Genomic DNA, 17,879 nt, shown 5'->3' on the forward strand with positions numbered 1-17,879 from the left:
ATGATGCTCTGGTTGAAGTTGAAGCCATTCAGGTTAAATGCCATGGTGCTGATGCCCAGTGCAGTAAACCAGATGCCGATTACAGGCCATGCACCCAAGAAGAAGTGCAAGGAACGGCTGTTGTTGAAGGAAGCGTATTGGAAGATTAAACGACCGAAGTAGCCGTGAGCTGCAACGATGTTGTAAGTTTCTTCCTCTTGACCGAACTTGTAACCATAGTTCTGAGACTCAGTTTCAGTAGTCTCACGTACTAAGGAGGAGGTTACCAAAGAACCGTGCATTGCACTGAACAAGGAACCACCGAATACACCGGCTACACCTAGCATGTGGAAGGGGTGCATCAGGATGTTGTGCTCAGCTTGGAACACGAACATGAAGTTGAAGGTTCCGCTGATACCTAGAGGCATACCATCGGAGAAAGAACCTTGTCCGATTGGGTAGATCAAGAATACGGCGCTAGCAGCTGCAACCGGTGCGCTGTAAGCTACGCAGATCCAAGGACGCATACCTAAGCGGTAGCTCAGTTCCCACTCACGACCCATGTAGGCGAATACACCAATCAGGAAGTGGAACACTACCAACTGGTAAGGACCACCGTTGTAGAGCCACTCATCTAAGGAAGCAGCTTCCCAGATTGGGTAGAAGTGTAAGCCAATGGCGTTAGAAGAAGGAACAACAGCACCAGAGATGATGTTGTTGCCATACATCAGGGAGCCAGCAACGGGCTCGCGGATACCATCGATGTCCACAGGAGGAGCAGCGATGAATGCAATGATGAAGCAGGTGGTAGCAGCTAGCAGGGTTGGGATCATTAATACACCAAACCAACCTACATAGAGGCGGTTGTTGGTGGAGGTGACCCAATTGCAGAACTGAGACCACACAGAGGTGTTGCTCTGCTGTAATACAGTAGTCATGTTCTTATGATTACGGGTATGAATATGAACTTTTCGAGGTTCGTCCGGCTTGTGTGCGCCTTCATGTATTTATATTAAGCAATATATTTATTTTTGTAAAGGGTTTTTCGAGTAATTTCACCTCAGGTTATTAAATAATGTAAATAAGTAAGACTTATATTACGTAAGTATTGACTTTATATTGTTATTGTGGTAAAGGAGTGGTTGAGAAAATTTTGGCGTTGCTGAATCTTTGAATGAATATTCGTAGAGTGGGCATCCTGCCCGCCCCAAAATATATTGAAACTGGCAAGATGCCAGTTCTACCAAGATGCCAGTTCTACCAAGATGCCAGTTCTACACAAGATGCCAGTTCCACGCCTGATGCCAGTTCTACACAAGATGCCAGTTCTACACAAGATGCCAGTTCTACACAAGATGCCAGTTCCACGCCTGATGCCTATTCCACAGGTGCGACATCTTTGAATGAATATTCGTAGAGTGGGCATCCTGCCCGCCCCAAAATATATTGAAACTGGCAAGATGCCAGTTCTACCAAGATGCCAGTTCTACCAAGATGCCAGTTCTACACAAGATGCCAGTTCTACACAAGATGCCAGTTCCACGCCTGATGCCTATTCCACAGGTGCGCGCCTCCTAGGCCGGGTTCCCCGGCCTAGGAGGCGCGCACCTAATCACTCTTAAAATCATTCCATTATTAAGCAACGCCAAAATTTTGGTGTAGGTCAGTAGACTAGGAAACGCGATGTTCCTTTGGAACCGCTTCGCGATTGACCTTGGCCAAAAGGCCACGCGCTTCGCAGCAAAGCGGGACGAAGTCCATCGCGTTTGGTCACGCGGGGCGCGTTCGCAATTCTCATACTGATCAGGTACACAGGATTTTTTACCACTCCACCTATGCCCATTTACCTATCTCCCGATTCCCAACTCCCGACTCCCGACTCCCTAAAACCCAGAACGAAAGTAACTCACCCAATTGAGAACTGCTATATATTGATCTATTTATTTATACTTTCTTAACATCCTGGATTGTTGACGGATCCAAAGCGCCCTGTTCTCCTTTCACCGTAACTGTCCCATTTGAAATTGGTGTACTTAGGTTTATTAGATTACATTAGTTGAGTTATGGATCTAGTTAAATCGGAAAGCGTCAATGTATCAAATTCTACCGAAGTTCCTCAAAAAATCTACTATGTTCAATTAATTATGATGAAACCTCATACACCTTAAACAAATCATGCGGATTGAGCAGTTGCAGGCATTTCTGGCAGTCACCCAGACAGGTAATTTTGGACAAGCGGCACAAAAATGCGGCGTAACACAATCGACTATCAGTAGACAAATTCAGTCTCTGGAAAGCTATCTGGGTATGCCACTGTTTCATCGCACTGCTCACGCCAAGTTGACTCTTGCAGGGGAACAGCTGTTACCCCGTGCTCGTAAAATCTGTCAAGAGTGGCAAACTGCTACCCAAGAATTAGCAGATTTGATCGCAGGGAAGCAGCCAGAATTGTGTGTAGCGGCAATCCAATCAGTCTGCGCTCACTACTTGCCACCGATCTTAAGGCAATTTTGTCAGGCCTATCCTCAAGTGCAGTTACGAGTGACGGCCCTCGGAAGCGATCGCTCTTTGAAGGTACTGCGAGATGGTCTAGTGGATGTAGCAATTGTGATGAACAATCGCTTTTTGACCACTAGTTCAGAGATGGTAGTTGAGGTACTCTACGAAGAGCCCATCGAAGTCCTGATGGCATCAGACCATCCCTTAGTCAACTATCAACCAGTGCCCTGGTCAGAACTGATTAAATACCCACAAGCAGTCTTTAAAAGTGGCTACGGGATGCAACGTTTAGTACAACAGCAGTTTTCCCGCCTAGGGGCTAATTTGCGGGCAGTTATGGAGTTAAATACCCTAGAAGCATTCCAAGGAGTAGTGCGCCAAGGAGAATTGATTGCCCTATTGCCCAAATCAGCCCTGATCAATGTACAGGAAGACTCTACTCTGGCTGTGCGTACCCTAGAAAAACTACCAGAATCCGTGGCTAGCTCCAACAAACTAGTTGGTAACCTCTCGGCCTTGGATTCCAAGTGGACTCGTCAAGTGGTCTTAGTCACGACTCGCGATCGCTTAGACATTCCACCAATTCAGCATTTTTGTCAACTGGTGCGTCAGCTGGACATGCCAACAGTTCAGGCTTGGAACCTCCAGCTGCCAGCCCTTGCTCAAGCTTGATCACTGTTTCCAGCTTTGGACTAATCGCCAATGAGTAATGCCTTCAGGGAATTATTAAAGAAAGTGGGCAGTGGTGTACACACTGGGAAAGCCTTAACTCGTGAGGAAGCCACCACTGCAACCCGCCTCATGTTGACACAAGAGGCTACACCAGCGCAAATTGGAGCATTTATGATTGCCCACCGCATCAAACGACCGACCAGTGAAGAACTGGCAGGAATGTTGGATGCTTATGACCAACTTGGACCAAGGTTACACCCCTGGGACATCAACCATGGGCAAGATGCCTCTCGGTCACTTTCTTCTTCTCCATCCCTGGGGATTACAGTGTTAGGAACACCCTATGATGGACGAAACCGTACTGCACCAGTCACACCCCTGACCGCCTTAGTCTTAGCTACTGCTGGGGTACCTGTGGTCATGCATGGGGGAGATTGTATGCCCACTAAGTATGGAGTCCCCTTGATTGAGATTTGGCAGGGATTGGGAATGGATTTCTCCCAACTTTCTATGCCCCAGGTGCAACAAGTATTGGAGACAACTGGCTTAGGATTTATCTATTTACCCCAGCATTTTCCCCAAGCTGATCAGTTAGTTTCCTACCGCGACCAAATCGGTAAACGTCCACCGATAGCAACCATGGAACTCCTGTGGTCTGCCTATAGAGGAGAGACTCATCATGTTGCCGGGTATGTTCATCCACCTACAGAAATCCTATTTAGACAGACATCTCAGCTGCGTCTGGTCAAGAATTTTACCTTTGTCAAAGGCTTAGAGGGTAGCTGTGACCTCCCACGCGATCGCACTGCCATCATAGCCATTAGTCAAGCATCAGCCAGTCAAGGGTTTGAGCGTTTGCTACTCCATCCGAGTGAATACGGTTTGGCTGGCAAGGAGTTACCGTTTGAGTCAACCACTACACTGCTGGCACACTACCAGGAAATCCTAAAGGGTAAATCCAACCCATTGATGCCAGCCGCTATCTGGAATGGTGGGTTTTATCTGTGGCGTTGTGGTGTTTGCCCAGATTTTAGAGCAGGTCTGGCCAAGGCTGAAGATTTATTCACCAGTGGTAATGTGGCTCAAAAATTTAACGAAATTGTTGATTACTTACACAAGGTTAAATAAATAGAAGGTAAGTATTCAGCTATCAGCTATCAGCTATCAGCTAATGCGCTACGCGCACGCTACGCGAACAGCTAATCAGTCACAGGCTAGAAGCCTGTGCCACGGTACTTGATGTGCTTATGAGCATAGGGCAAGCTACACCGAACAGCTTTTGAATAAAATCGGTAAGCATTGGAATAATGCTGCAGTGTTGTCACAGGGCTTGTGGCCTGTGCCATAAAGCTGACTGCTGACTGCTGAGTGCTGTTCGCGCAGCGTGCGCGTAGCGCATATGCTTACAATACTCAACCAAATTACTGAACCGACGTTCTTGCCGGAGGTGGCGCAAAGGTCGGAGACAATTCGGAGGGATATTGATCAACAGAAATACAAGTGTTTAGAGCCTTGTCAGGGCTAGCGACATTGGCACTATTCAAGCCAATAACACATTCAGAAAATTGCTCTGGCAGGAGGCTACGACGACAGTGATCCAGCACTGAGTTAGCATTTATGTTTTCAATCTGATTGTCAATATCAACCACACAGCTAGCCAATTCCAAAGGTCGTCGGACTCGTGTACAAGCACCTAAGGCTTTTTGGCCTACTAATGAGGTCAGTACCTTAATTTTCAGTACACATAAAGATAAATCCTCAGGTTGTAGTGCCTCTGAACAAGCTTGTGATGCGATTTCTGAAGTTATATTGGCCGCTTTAAGATCTTTGGCACACAAACTAAATCCATTCCCAGCAGTGGCAGAACCATTAGGAATCCCTAGGGTTACTAGGCCAGAGATTGCCAACTGAGTAGTACAAAATTTCAATAAAGATGTATGTCTAAACCTACTTTGCTGCTTCATAACTAGTCTTAGTCGATAAAATTTTATAAATAATCAATTATAAACGCTCAATTATAAACAATCAAGGTATTGATTATGTTAGACGTTGATTAGGGTTCCGTAGTAAATCCATCACTAACTACCAATCAACTTAGGTCGTTTTTAACAACTTGCTATGATAGTCGATATTTTCAACCCCTAATCTTACAATTACTCATTCTTTGTAAGCTATCCCTAAGGAATATCTAATCTGTTTATACCTATGCTTATGCGATTCTACCAATTTTTAAGTCAAACAGTTCGCTCACTTTACTCTAATAAGCAGGTGACTATGATCCTAATGCTAATGGCATTGTGTGTCAGCTGCTCCCCAAAAGAATCCCCTGACCTTGAGTTAGAACTCAGTGTGAAACCGGCCAGTCGTCCTGGTGCGTATACTGTATCCGGTACTAGTAATCTACCTAACCAAAGTCAAATTGCTGTGGCTGCTATTCGCTATTTGCGTCCGACACAACAGCCTTTATTTGGTTCTAACCCCCTAGGCACCTATTCTATTTTGGATCGCCAAGTTGTTGAGGTAGACGAGCAGGGTCAATGGGAAGCTAGGCTTAACCTATGGGAGGTGGCACCAGATGGTCGCCTTCAGGAAGCTTGGCAAATCAATCAATCACAAGGACGATTCTCGGTTAGCCCCAATAATAGTGTCTCTTTCTTAGCTACCTATGAGCCCTATGGTCACCTAGGAAGGGCTGAAGAGCAACAGCCGCAGATTCCAGAGATGGAAGGTGACCTCGTCCGATTTAATAATGATGGTCAACCTTACGTAAAGGCAAGTTACACCCTACCGATAGCGCTACCTAGTGGCAGGAAATCAGTACCTAGCATTAGGGCAGCAGAACGCAATGGTGGCTGGGGAAACCGCTCAGAACTTAGACCCCAAAGATCGGTTAGTGGTAGTATTAGCCCACAAACCAATTTAAAAAATCAAAGCGATACTCCACTCTCGCCGTCAGAGTTTTTCCGATAAGACAAAACCTTTATCTTGGTTCATAGTTCATGGTCATGGTTCATGGTTGGTTACTATCAAGCCTGAACCATGAATAATATTAATAATAATACTAATTATAATACTCAGCAACACTGTGCAAGGTCTTAACCGACATACCCTAACAGTTTTATTTAATGAGCGCTATGATCGCGTTTTGTTGGCGCTTTTTGTGAACAGGATCAATGTGATATCAATTGTAACAATCCAGTAATTAGCTAATCCCAAATTAATCTATGGATAAATTGAGGTTATAATTGTGAATTTGGAAGGCAAAAATGGTCAACTAAATTCAGCAATTTTGACGAATTGCCAACAGTAAACTATCTATACATAACTATCTGGAGTAAATTCCAGTAGATGCTTTTTAGCTTATGGTTCGATAACAATGCACCCTAATCGTCTAACAACTTGTCTTAAACCTTCCTAACCCTTTACAGACCAGGACTTAACAAGTTGTTTGGATGCTCGATTGGCTACAGGTACCTCAATCTCTCGACTTTTCTGTGTGCCATCAAGGGCAGATTGTAAAGAAGCCATCTGAGTCATAATTGTTTGAAGTTGAGTGTTGAGTTGATCCAGCTGCTCGGGTTTTGGTGAACTCACCTGGATAGGTTGGGTGACTACAGGTTTTGTGCGCACAAAACCTAGAAACGTTTGTGCTGAGGCAAACTTCTGGGTTACATCCTCTACAGACCTTGTAGGGGTTGTTATGGAGGGCTCTTCAACAAAATTCGAGCTAGTCACTATAGTTTCAAAGACTGGCTGGAATTCAATGCTGTTATCCTGAGTTTCCGTAACCTTTTCTATAACTTTGTCGGTAACTTTGTCGGTAACTTTTTCTGGAAGGTTTTCTATAACTTTGTCGGTAACTTTGTCGGTAACTTTTTCCGGAAGGTTTTCTATAACTTTGTCGGTAACTTTGTCGGTAACTTTTTCCGGAAGGTTTTCTGTAACTGTTCTCTGGGTTTCTCCCGGATCTATAAAATCACTGAGTCCAGAAGCTTCCAAACTCGACAGAGAAAGCTTAAGGTCTTCTAATTCTTTTTCTTTTGCCTGGATATCCTCAGCTAGAGTGGAAACTTTGTCCTGAGTTTGAGAAAATTTATGGGCGGAGTGTTGCCACCCTGAAATTGCCAAACTGGCTACACCGACTCCCAAACTTAAGGCTCCAACCAAGCCTAGGTAAGGGGGAGCAAGATCCTTAATTTCACCATCCATCCACTGTTCTCCCTGAATGCGAATGGATACTGGTTGTGAGCCAAAAATTGCTACTGGTAAGGACAGTACTGACAATACCGCTGCTGCAAGAAGAACGGGTTTAAAAAGGAATTTATTCAGAGGAGAGCCTGACATGTTGTATAGTTAACTGTTAAAACTACTCGTGTTACTATTTACCTCAAGGGCTGTTAGAGAAATTCCGCATGGTACGGTTTTTTCACTCTGGTTAGCATCTTGGCGTTTAAGCAGTGACTAGGAGAAACTACATGCTTTGAGTACCTGCTGCACTTTTTGCTTCTTCTAAAGTTAACCATGTCTATCAGCAATTTTCTGTAAATTACTTATGAATCGTCCCACCAGATTGTAAATTTTATGTGAAGTCTTTATAAACGTTAGCTTAGATAGGCCATTTTTCCAGCCAAAATGGCGGCAATCAGCAGCCAAAACCTGATTTATCCCAACTGCTCCAGATGAAACTGCTCTAATTGGCCAAAAAGCCTGCTTAAGCTGGCTGTTCTAGGTAGCTCCTAGTGGGAAAGTCTATAGCTAGGATCGGGCACCTGTAGGGGAAAATCACTGGCGTTGCTTAATAATGGAATGATTTTAAGAGTTTTGTGGAATGGGCATCTTGGTGGCACGGGCATCTTGGTGGCACGGGCATCTTGGTGGCACGGGCATCTTGGTGGCACGGGCATCTTGGTGGCACGGGCATCTTGGTGGCACGGGCATCTTGGTGGCACGGGCATCTTGCCCGTTACAATTACCAAGCGGGCAGGATGCCCACCCTACTTATATTCATTCTAAGATTCAGCAACGCCAAATCAATAATACCTCAATCGGTGTGTCACAAGTAAATACCCTGATCAGGAATGGGCTGAGGCCAGTAATTTAGATAACAATTTAGATTTAGATAACTATGCTGATGGTGGTATGATGCCATGACCAAGACTACATGCGATCGCTAACTGGGGAGTGGCACTCTTGTTACGGAAAACTTAAACGTTACTTAATCATAATAGCAGTTCTCAATTGGCTGAGGTACCTCGTCCTGGGTTAATGGGAATAGGGACTAGGGACTAGGGTGTGTCTTCTTGCCTCGGAGATCCCCCGTTGGTCCCCCTTAAAAAAGGGGGACTTTGACTATGGCTCCCCCCTTTTTTAAGGGGGGCTGGGGGGGATCATAATCTTGCGGAAAACTTTGAAAACACGCCCTAGGGACTAGGGAATAGGGACTAGGGACTAGGGAATACCTAGGCAGCACTGTCTTGGGGAGCTAGTTGCTAATCTGACTCCCCATCTTACCACACCTCCCACACCTCCCACACCTGCCACACTTCCCATATTATCCCCATTTCCCCACACCTGCCGCGCCCCCGCCTCAGACTATTCCCTGATCCGAAGTTCCCTATTCCCTACACGCAGCCTTATCAATTAACGTTTCATCAATCGCTGTCATCAACAACTCATTTACAGATATGCCCGATGCTTTCGCCATAGAAGCAATCACACTTTTAGGAGAAAAAGAACAATACAACCCTGCTTCTAGAAACCAAGGTTGCCCTTGTGGGTCGATACGGAAGTCAAAAAGACTGTAGTGGCGACAGCCCAACGCCTGATGACACCTCTTGGCTACTTCCTGAACTGGCTTGGTTACAGGGTCACTAGGGTCTAGCATCCAAGCCTTAACACCATCCTTAGCAGTCAAACTCAAGTTGCCATCTTCTGTTCGTTTTAGTTTATCCTCATAGTTCCGAATCGGGTGGTCATGGGAATTCACCAGATACTCTTCCAGGGGTAAACCCACTAACTCACCGTCTTTGACAACGATTCCACATCTAACTTCCCGACCGAGTTCGATGTACTCTTCGACTAAGACCTCATCTGAATGTTCAAAGGCTGTTTTCAGGGCAGCGTCATAGTCAGCGACATTTTTGACTAAAGCTACCCCGCAAGAATTGTCAGAACTAGCAGGTTTGATCACTACTGGCGGCTTAATGGTGGGAATGTCTCCCTGGCGAAGTAGTTCTCCAAAAGGTACTTTAACTCCTGCCGCTGCCACAATCGCCTTAGCTCTGGCTTTATGGGCAGTTAGTGCCATCAAATCTGGGGTATTGCCCACATAGGGAATATTAAGCAAGTCCAATAGGGCACGGTATTCAGTCATGCCAGGGATACAAAACATTTGTGGCAGCACTAGGTCAATAGTTTTTGCTGTTATGAACTTTACAGCCTCAGAGAGGGACATGGGTTTGGCTGCGGCGATGTCTTCCTTACTGAGGGATGAGGGAAACCGCCACTGGCGATCGGGGGTGATGTAGGCAATATGAAATTCGTAGAGAGAAGGATTCGCCGTTGCGGCAATACAGTCTTGGGCGTATAGCCGTGACAAATCGCAGTAAAAGTCATTGTCTGCAGACCCAACTAAATGAAGAATGCGAAGTACTGACATAACTAATCTCCTCTTATAAAGAACTAAACTAAACAACTAAAAACGGAATCATTTAGGATGTTTCAAAAACTGAGCAATTCCATAGACTGCCATTCCTGCAGCCATACCTGGAAGCACTTCATAAATAGCACTGGACAAATCAAGTCCTAAATTCCAAATCAAAGCTGTAGCAATCCCAATTCCCATCATTGCGATCGCTGTGGTAAGATTGACTGGTCGCTGCCAAACTCTCAAGATTAATAAAGGACCCAAACCTGAAGCCAGAGCCGACCAAGAAAAAGTTACTAAAGCAAAGACATTGTTATTTCCAAGTAGGGCGATCGCCAAAACTACTGCTGTTACAGTTAGGGTTCCTACTTTTGCGAATTGGTAAGATTTAGCTGCAGCCGGAAAAATATCTTGGGTTAGGGCAGCTGAACAAGAGAGTATTTGAGAATCTGCTGTGGACATAGTGGCAGAAAACAGCCCAGCGAGCATCAATCCCACTAAAACCACTGGTAACAATTTCAACGATAGGTAAGGAAGTGCCAATTCTGGATCCCCGGAAGCCAACAAATCTGGCATCAGCACTCGCCCTGTTAAGCCAATACCCATAGCCGAGATCGAGGTTACTAACCCCAAAGCAGCTTTAAGATTTCTGGCAAAAGCAATGTTGTCGGCTGAGTCAATCGCCATAGCGCGCACCATAATGTGGGGTTGTCCCACCACACCAAAACCAGCTACTATCCAACCAATAAAGAAAGGCGCAAATCCCCACGGTTGCTGAGAAGAATTCCAGTTGATTAAAGCTGGATCAATGCCTGCCAAAGATTGCCACAGTTGCCCGGTTCCACCACAACTGGCAACCGCCACCACTAACAACAGTAACAAGGAACCGATCATGATTGTTGCTTGTAGAGCATCGGTCCAAATTGAGGCGCGAATTCCTCCAGAAAAGCAGTAGATAACGACAATTACTGCTCCTATAATGATGCCTAAATTATAGTTCCATCCGAACACAGCATTGAGTGCTTTGCTTCCTGCTACCAGTTGGGCTGCGGCGTAGGAACCTAGAAATACTATAGTAATTATAGCAGAGATAATGGCAATCAAACGGGAGCCTTTCATATTTTGACTTAGAAAGGAAGAGACAGTATCTGAAGCAGTTTCCTCAGAGAGCTGTCTCAACCGTTTGAAAATAAAATACCAAGCAAGATAGTCCCCAATTGCCCAACCAATGGTCAGCCAGAGGGAGGAAATGCCTATTTTATAGGCAAAACCTACTTGACCGATGAATAATAAACCACTTTGACCAGTTGCCATTGCTGATAGTGCTGTCAGCCAAGGGTTGACATTGCGACTAGCCAGTAAATAATCGGTGGTGGTATTTTGTTTGCGGGTTGCCGAGTAAATGCCCACTGCTGTAAATAACAGCAGGAACATGATAAACGTGAGTGCAATCCCAACTTGTTTAGCCATTAGGTTTGTTTAGGGGTTAATGAGCGATTGCTAGGAATGGTTAATCCTATTGACTAAATCTCTGCTCATTTGATTATATGGCACCACAAGTGTTTAATGTTAATACTTCGATGTTTCTAATATCAAATTTTGATAGATGCAGTAGTGAAATTTAACTATTAGTAGATTCAAGGGGAGATTTAATAGCCGATCTGCTAGAAATAGCCAAATACATTCCCACTAAGATTACCACAAAACTGACTAAAGCTAAAAAAGTAAGAGGTTCTGATAAAATCGCCCAACCTTCCAGGGCACTGAAAACAGGAACAATCAAGCCAACTAGGCTAGCAAACCCTGAAGATATCTTTTTGAGGCAATAAGTCCAAAGTCCTATACCCAACATTTGACCAACGAAGGCTAGGGCGATTACTGAAAACCACCCAGTTAAGGAACTCGGAAAAAGTTGCTCTTTAGAAAACAACACCGTAACAGGTAATAGCAACAGACAACTAGTTGTTGAAGACCAAGTCATAATCGTCACAGAGTTAAATTTAGTCCGAAGTTGCTCAGCTATTAATGGGTGTACCCCAAAAAATATTGCTGAGACTAACGCTGCCAAATCCCCTAGTAGTTGTGGGCCTATTCTAAATGACAACAGCTCATTGATTTCTAGTAACGTAACTCCTGCGATCGCAACAAACATACCCACGATAAACCTACGGTCAAAGAGTTGACCAAACGCTAGCCAGCCTCCTAAGATAGTAAATATGGGAATCAAATTATGGATAATGCTAGAGTTAGCAACGCTGGTCTGGGTTAAAGACCAAGTCCAACATATTGTACCCATCGCTAAAAGTAGCCCATCGGCAATCAGTAGCCTTTTTTCTGCTCCCAGATAGTTTTTCTGTAGTTTAGGTTCAGCGTCCTGCTGTTGCTGACCCACATTTAACCAGCTATTCAGTAGTCCAAAGGCAACAGCCGCAATCCAGAAACGATTAAATGCCGTAGCATTTGGTCCTATTTCCAGTTCACTCAAACGGATAAAAATTGGTGATAAAGACAGACAGATTAGACTACCTAGTAATGCAGCGAAGGAATCTATTGGTAATGGAGATAGGGATTGTAGCCCTAGCAATTTTGCTTGAGGATTCATCTTTATTCATAGAATTATTCAAAACAGAAAATGAGCACCTCAACAGAATTAATTACTACTATAATAATTATCTATACCCCTTACCGTAAAAAAGTTTAGTTTTTTAAAAATATATAATTAATTTTGAGTTGACTTTATTAATAGCCTAAACCCTAAAAAATATGCTATTTATGATAGTAATTTTAGTCATAAATTAATGTTTATGCTAGCTATAAATTAATCAGTATTGGTATTTTTATTGCAGGTTACAAACTAAATTAAAACAACGATGAATAACAGTCTAAAGGCAATAAAATTTGCTTTAATCTAGACTTGATTATCTATAAAATATCTAGCATTTACAGATGCTAAAAAACCTTACCAGCGGGGTGAGCTTAGATATATGTAAGAATTATTACTATCAATTTAGGCTGCGCAATAGCCACTGTAATCCTAATTGAAAAAGGTTACTCCCTATCACTAGGACTAACACAGCAAACACAGAGAATCTCCCTTTTTTGATCCCAGAATCCTCTGTCCCCGTGGGGGTAGACTGGGGTTGCTGTTGGGTGTCACTGGAGATTACAGGTAGAGCACCTTTAGCGATCACTCCAGCTCGCTCTTCTTGCAGGCAGCGGACTTTGGTGGTAGCGTAGTTAGACCAACCCCGTTGCTCTGCTTCTTCATAGTCTTTGACTGTCAAGCTTAAGTGGTTAACACAGATATTACTCTGATTAGCCATGCCTAGAGCAATCCGCAAATCTTTATGGAGTAGTTTAACCGTAAAGGCTGGGTGCTTAGAGCTGTCATCACAGCGCCGGGAAAACCAATAGTGGGGTAAACCGTGAATGTCCCCAGCATTCTGACCAAAGGATCCGAAGCGCAGGGCATCCCAGATAATTTCTAAGGGGATGCCTTGGGCTAAACCTAAAGTAATTCCTTCACTCACGGCTTGGACTGCAACAGCATTCACTGCGTTGTGGATGAGTTTGCATTTAGTCCCCGTGGTAATCTCTCCACAGTAGAGAACTCGATCAGCCATAAGTTCCAGGATAGGCTGCACTCGCTCGAAGGTTACTTTTGAGCCACTGGCCATAATTGCTAAACCCATACCCCCTTTGCTTTGGGCACCTACAGGGCAATCATTAAAGGGGGCATCTAGCATTTCAACCCCCAGTTGCTCCATGGCTTGATGAAGTCTGAGTATTGTTTTGGGAGAGTTGGTGGTAAGGTCTATGTAAACACTGCCGGAGCGCAATCCTTGAGAGAGGTTCTGCGGACCCTCTAGCACGGCTGTTATGACATCGGCTGGAGTAGGTAGGGCGGTAAAGATTATTTCCGAATAAGTCGCAACTTCAGCACAACTCTGGACAATACACGCACCTAAGGGCTGTAACTGAGCCATGGCATCTGGATTGATGTCGTAGACATAGACCGAGTAGCCATGGGCTAGAAAATTAGCAGCTTGTCGCCCTCCAATATTGCCGCAACCGATGATACCGATGGTGGGATGATTGAGGGTATATCCTCTGTCCGAAGTGTTGTTAATTGGTAACATATGTTGATTGCTTAACTTTTTTGATAGGGCGAATCTTAAGCCGAACGCTATTTAATCCCCACCCAATTCTACCAATTTACCAATATTAAAATCAATTCTTACCCAGCCTTTTAGTTTCCGTAAATTCTCTAATAAGAGTAAAGTAATTTGCCAATGGGGTACGGTTAAGAAGGGCAGGGGATCGTTGACTTGAAAAATGGCATCTGTACCCTTGACAATCTTTTGAATCCACCCTTGTAAAGCTGACCATGACCTGATCTCAGTCAGCCGCCAAATTTCATGATAGAGCCAGTAAGTTGGCTTACTGTCAGGGCGGGGCACAATCGGTGCTTGATTTTCCTCATCACTATCTTTTAGGTAAGCATCTGCTAATCCTGGATGATTGTAAAACATGGTGATAGCAGAATGGGTGCGAGGATTACATTCAATCGGATAGACGGTGCCGTCTTCGGTTTGAATGAAGTCAAAGGAAATTTGTCCTGTCAAATTTAATTCCTTGACAAATTTCTCTACCCATGCATATATCTCAGGCTTATCAAGATGCTGATAATTAACTTGGAAAGGAGACGATGGGGAACAGCAGTGAAGTCTAATTTTTCCCTTGCGGACTGTACTGTGGGTGCAATACTCCTGACCGGTAATAAACTCTTGCATTGTCCAAGGGTTTTCCTTTGTAATAGGAAGATTTTTGACATAATCTTCCATTCCTTCAAAGGGAAACTTGGTCATGTCTAAGCGAGAAACTGAATCATACTGAATGCTTTTGAGAATATACCGACTCCCATCTGCTTTGAAGTCAAAATCTAGAATTTGTTGTGGATCGGTAATTAGGAAAGACTTTGGTGCTGATAATCCCAAACAACGGGCTTGCTCGCACAATGTAAATTTGTCGTCTAACATCTGGGTGATGTCAGGAGAAAAGTGGATGACTTCGCAGTAGGGGGAGAGTAACGTTCCAGCGACAGAATCATAATAGCTCGCTACTGGGCTAGATACGGGAATGAAGGCATCAATGTTTTCTTTTTGAACAATTTTTAGTAAGGCTTGGGAATAACCATTGGGATATTTTTCTGGTGCTGGCACGGTATAAAACCCTTTAACCGCATTAGAAAATCGGTGACCAGATAGCCAATATTTATGAGTTTCAACTAAAAAGACATTGTGCCCAGACTTATGAAAAGAGCGAGCCAGTTGCAGGGCTTTGGTCATTTTGCCCCCGGTAATCAAGATGTTTTTGGAACCTTCAACAGGTATTCGTCCTCTGCGAAATGGGGAAGTTATCCAATTGATTACTAGGGAAATAAAGACGAGAGTGGCATTTAGAGGTAAGGCAATTAACAGTAAGGTTAAGGTGCCGATATTTTTTAGTAAAGCAATCATTATTTACTAGGGGAAGAACAAGGCAATGGAGCTGTTCATTGCCTTTTGTTTATTGTCTGATCGTAATTTATCTAGGTGCGTCGGATGATAGTTAAACCATCTCGCAACGGTAGTAACACTTGTTCTACTCGGGGGTCATCCGCTACAAACTGGTTAAATTTAGCGATCGCACTTCCATTGGCAGTCTGTTGCTCTGGGGGTAAATAAGGTTGTCCCTGAAGCAGGGTATTATCCACACAGATAAAGCCACCAGGAGTCAATACATCCCTGTCTAGCAAGACCTTTAAATAATCGACATACTCCTTCTTATCAGCATCAATAAATACCAAATCGAAGGATTCCTGGGCATCTGCCAACTTTTCTAGGGTTTCCAAAGCTGGAGCGACTTCCACTTTAATTTTGCTGCCGTGAGGAGATGCTTCAAAGCAAGCACGGGCAAAGTCGGCGACATATTGATCGACTTCACAGGCAACCAAGTCCCCATCTTCAGGCAAGGCTTCTGCCATGGCTAGAGCGGAATATCCAGTAAACATCCCGACTTCTAGGATGCGCTTTGCCTTAGTCATGTAGACAAACAACTTGAGGGTTTGTCCTTCAATATGCCCAGAGAGCATCTCTTGCTCCAACTGGCGCACGGTTTCTTCATCTGAGAAAAGCTTGCTCCAATCTTCTCTTGCCGTTTTCTGGGCTAAGGCCGCTAGGGCAGGAGACTCTGGAGTCGCACATTCTTCAAGGTAAGGATCGATGCCAGCGGCTAGGGCTAGTGCTTGTTGGAGAGACGCCATCAGAGAAGCGGGCACTTTCTCCTGTTCGGCCATCTCCACGATTCCTTCCAGCTGTTGCACTAAAATTCCTAAGGGAGTTACGGGCCTTGGAGTTGGGGGACTTTGTAATAGGTTAGTCATTTTTACTCCTTTTATTCAAGGCCGAGGTCGCTGAGGTACATTTCTGTGCCTTTTCCATCATCAGGAAAAGAAGAACATAATTCCTTATGCTTGTCAATGGCTAGTTGTAGCAATCCTGACGATACTTCTTGAGCGTAATCACAGGAACCAATCCCTGTTGGCAATGGAGCCCACAAACCCCCTTCTCCCCGCTTGCGCCGCATATTTTTCTGACCTTCAAGCATCAGGTCAATATCTTCTAGGATGGGGTGGTAAACAGACAGACCCAGAGAGCGACACAAAGCGATAATGCGATCGCGTTCTTCTGGTTTGACCCAGCCCATTTCTGCAGCTAAAGTCGCGCCGAACGCCATGCCAATAGTGACAGAATGACCATGCATCAATTTGGCAGCAGGTTCAAAGCGAGGACTCCAGGTGTGACCATAAGCGTGGGGACGGTCTTGGTAAGTCTCGAACATATTTGTTCCTTCATGCTTCATGTAGGAAAACAATGCCCGATAGATGATGGTATCAGCGATCGCTGCGAGTTTCTCATCGCCATTTATGGTCGCAAAGTGAGTTTCTACTAAGCGCGGACCGTATTGTTCCATTAACTCAAACAGAACCGGATCATCGGTGACTGCCATTTTAATAATTTCTGCCATACCGTTGCGGACGTGACCTGTCGCCAAAGTACGGAAGAAACTGCGGTCTACCAAAGTCATTACTGGAGGATGATAGGAGCCAATGCTGTTCTTGAATTGGGCACCATTGGTGCAAGTGCGGGGCGACGGACCAGCATCAATAGCAGCCACAACCGTGGTTCCGACCATAATATAAGGAGTGCGTCGGTGCTGCAGGGCGCAGGCAAGTCCAGCTACGTCACTCAGCACACCGCCCCCTACTACTAGTACGGGTTCGTTGCGGGACACGTCGCAGCCATCTTTACCTAAAAATTTCAGCAAGCGGTGGACGGTTTCGGGAGTTTTGTCAGATTCCCAAGCGCGGCAGGGCTGCAAGTTTAGAGGAATTTCATACTCCTCGAAGTAGCGGCGAATTGAGGCTCCGTAAAGCTCATCTACGGTCTGATCCACAATTGCCACACAACGACCGCGACGACTGTAAACCTCCGCCAAAGTGGGATTAGCAGGGTTGAAAACTCCGTCTACTAATTTAACTGTTGCCTTTAGCGCATAGGTAGCAGAGATTTCAAAAGAGCGACCGTCTCCACTAGCAGCGATTTCTCCATGACCGGTGTACCACTCTGAGGTGCGGTACTTTTCTGGGTGGTGGAATTGAATAATCTGCTCTGAGTGTGAAGGAGAGAGCTTTAGTGATTTTGGATTAGGTTTAGCTTGAACCATAATTGTGTTGTTTGGAGATTGCTTGTTTGGATGTTCCGATCTGAAAGAATTTACATGGCAAGGCAGATTTCTAGGTATATTTCCGTCCCCCTAGCCCCCCAATTTGCCGGTGCGACTCGCGGCGAATTTAATTCGACCACTGCAAGGGCACCGGGGCAGGGCACAAAAGCCTCAACTTCACCGAAAATTAGGGAAGCAACGGGGGATTTACCAAAACCAGACCATCTAAATTCATTCTTGAATGTCTTTATGCAAAGCGCGAGGGGGGAAAAACCCCTTTGGCTGTACCGGTAGTCACTCATGGTGGGGGAACCCC

Annotated in this window: 17 protein-coding genes; 7 read left to right on the plus strand and 10 right to left on the minus strand. The window is 44.8% G+C overall.

What is annotated here, in order from left to right; genetic code table 11:
• A partial coding sequence (gene psbA / locus F6J94_RS04030; protein WP_293037097.1) for a photosystem II q(b) protein occupies window positions 1-917 on the minus strand: 917 nt, incomplete at its 3' end.
• A gap of 293 nt (window positions 918-1,210) precedes the next feature.
• Here psbA and F6J94_RS04035 point away from each other — a divergent pair.
• From F6J94_RS04035 to F6J94_RS04055, 5 genes are all read left to right on the plus strand, one after another.
• Complete coding sequence (locus tag F6J94_RS04035) at window positions 1,211-1,396, plus strand: hypothetical protein (RefSeq protein WP_293037100.1); 186 nt, start codon at window positions 1,211-1,213, stop codon at window positions 1,394-1,396.
• 43 nt (window positions 1,397-1,439) lie between these two features.
• Window positions 1,440-1,601, plus strand: a complete 162-nt coding sequence (locus F6J94_RS04040; RefSeq protein WP_293037103.1) for a hypothetical protein — start codon at window positions 1,440-1,442, stop codon at window positions 1,599-1,601.
• Between the two features lie 92 nt (window positions 1,602-1,693).
• Window positions 1,694-1,897 (plus strand): hypothetical protein, encoded by a 204-nt coding sequence (locus F6J94_RS04045; protein WP_293037106.1) that lies wholly within the window; start codon window positions 1,694-1,696, stop codon window positions 1,895-1,897.
• A 257-nt stretch (window positions 1,898-2,154) separates the two neighbouring features.
• Window positions 2,155-3,150, plus strand: a complete 996-nt coding sequence (locus F6J94_RS04050; protein ID WP_293037108.1) for a LysR family transcriptional regulator — start codon at window positions 2,155-2,157, stop codon at window positions 3,148-3,150.
• 30 nt (window positions 3,151-3,180) lie between these two features.
• Window positions 3,181-4,278, plus strand: a complete 1,098-nt coding sequence (locus tag F6J94_RS04055; RefSeq protein ID WP_293037110.1) for an anthranilate phosphoribosyltransferase family protein — start codon at window positions 3,181-3,183, stop codon at window positions 4,276-4,278.
• A 293-nt stretch (window positions 4,279-4,571) separates the two neighbouring features.
• Here the strand turns inward: F6J94_RS04055 and F6J94_RS04060 are convergent, their stop codons facing one another.
• Window positions 4,572-5,114, minus strand: a complete 543-nt coding sequence (locus F6J94_RS04060) for a hypothetical protein (protein WP_293037113.1) — start codon at window positions 5,112-5,114, stop codon at window positions 4,572-4,574.
• A gap of 310 nt (window positions 5,115-5,424) precedes the next feature.
• On the opposite strand from F6J94_RS04060, the gene F6J94_RS04065 reads away from it, so the two are divergent.
• A complete protein-coding gene (locus tag F6J94_RS04065) occupies window positions 5,425-6,120 on the plus strand; it encodes a hypothetical protein (protein ID WP_293037115.1) in 696 nt (231 codons plus the stop codon).
• A 444-nt stretch (window positions 6,121-6,564) separates the two neighbouring features.
• Here F6J94_RS04065 and F6J94_RS04070 read toward each other — a convergent pair whose 3' ends face one another.
• On the minus strand, window positions 6,565-7,494 hold the full coding sequence (locus F6J94_RS04070; RefSeq protein WP_293037117.1) for a hypothetical protein: 930 nt from the start codon (window positions 7,492-7,494) through the stop codon (window positions 6,565-6,567).
• Window positions 7,495-7,978: 484 nt separating this feature from the next.
• On the opposite strand from F6J94_RS04070, the gene F6J94_RS04075 reads away from it, so the two are divergent.
• A complete protein-coding gene (locus F6J94_RS04075) occupies window positions 7,979-8,251 on the plus strand; it encodes a hypothetical protein (protein WP_293037119.1) in 273 nt (90 codons plus the stop codon).
• A gap of 513 nt (window positions 8,252-8,764) precedes the next feature.
• On the opposite strand, the gene F6J94_RS04080 is transcribed toward F6J94_RS04075, so the two are convergent.
• The 7 genes from F6J94_RS04080 to F6J94_RS04110 form a co-directional block, all read right to left on the minus strand.
• Window positions 8,765-9,808, minus strand: a complete 1,044-nt coding sequence (locus F6J94_RS04080) for a D-alanine--D-alanine ligase (RefSeq protein WP_293037121.1) — start codon at window positions 9,806-9,808, stop codon at window positions 8,765-8,767.
• A 48-nt stretch (window positions 9,809-9,856) separates the two neighbouring features.
• Window positions 9,857-11,266, minus strand: coding sequence for a sodium/proline symporter (locus F6J94_RS04085; protein WP_293037124.1), 1,410 nt, complete (start codon window positions 11,264-11,266; stop codon window positions 9,857-9,859).
• Window positions 11,267-11,417: 151 nt separating this feature from the next.
• A complete protein-coding gene (locus F6J94_RS04090) occupies window positions 11,418-12,398 on the minus strand; it encodes a DMT family transporter (RefSeq protein WP_293037127.1) in 981 nt (326 codons plus the stop codon).
• A gap of 400 nt (window positions 12,399-12,798) precedes the next feature.
• Window positions 12,799-13,935, minus strand: coding sequence for an NAD(P)-dependent oxidoreductase (locus F6J94_RS04095; protein WP_293037130.1), 1,137 nt, complete (start codon window positions 13,933-13,935; stop codon window positions 12,799-12,801).
• 51 nt (window positions 13,936-13,986) lie between these two features.
• Entirely contained in the window at window positions 13,987-15,315 is a 1,329-nt protein-coding gene (locus tag F6J94_RS04100) for an ATP-grasp enzyme (protein ID WP_293037133.1), read from the minus strand.
• 71 nt (window positions 15,316-15,386) lie between these two features.
• A complete protein-coding gene (locus tag F6J94_RS04105) occupies window positions 15,387-16,220 on the minus strand; it encodes an O-methyltransferase (RefSeq protein ID WP_293037136.1) in 834 nt (277 codons plus the stop codon).
• Window positions 16,221-16,231: 11 nt separating this feature from the next.
• Window positions 16,232-17,563: a sedoheptulose 7-phosphate cyclase gene (locus tag F6J94_RS04110; RefSeq protein ID WP_293037139.1), complete on the minus strand. Its 1,332-nt coding sequence runs from the start codon at window positions 17,561-17,563 to the stop codon at window positions 16,232-16,234.
• Between the last annotated feature and the right edge of the window lie 316 nt (window positions 17,564-17,879).

This window comes from Moorena sp. SIO1F2 (assembly GCF_010672755.1).
Taxonomy (GTDB): domain Bacteria; phylum Cyanobacteriota; class Cyanobacteriia; order Cyanobacteriales; family Coleofasciculaceae; genus Moorena.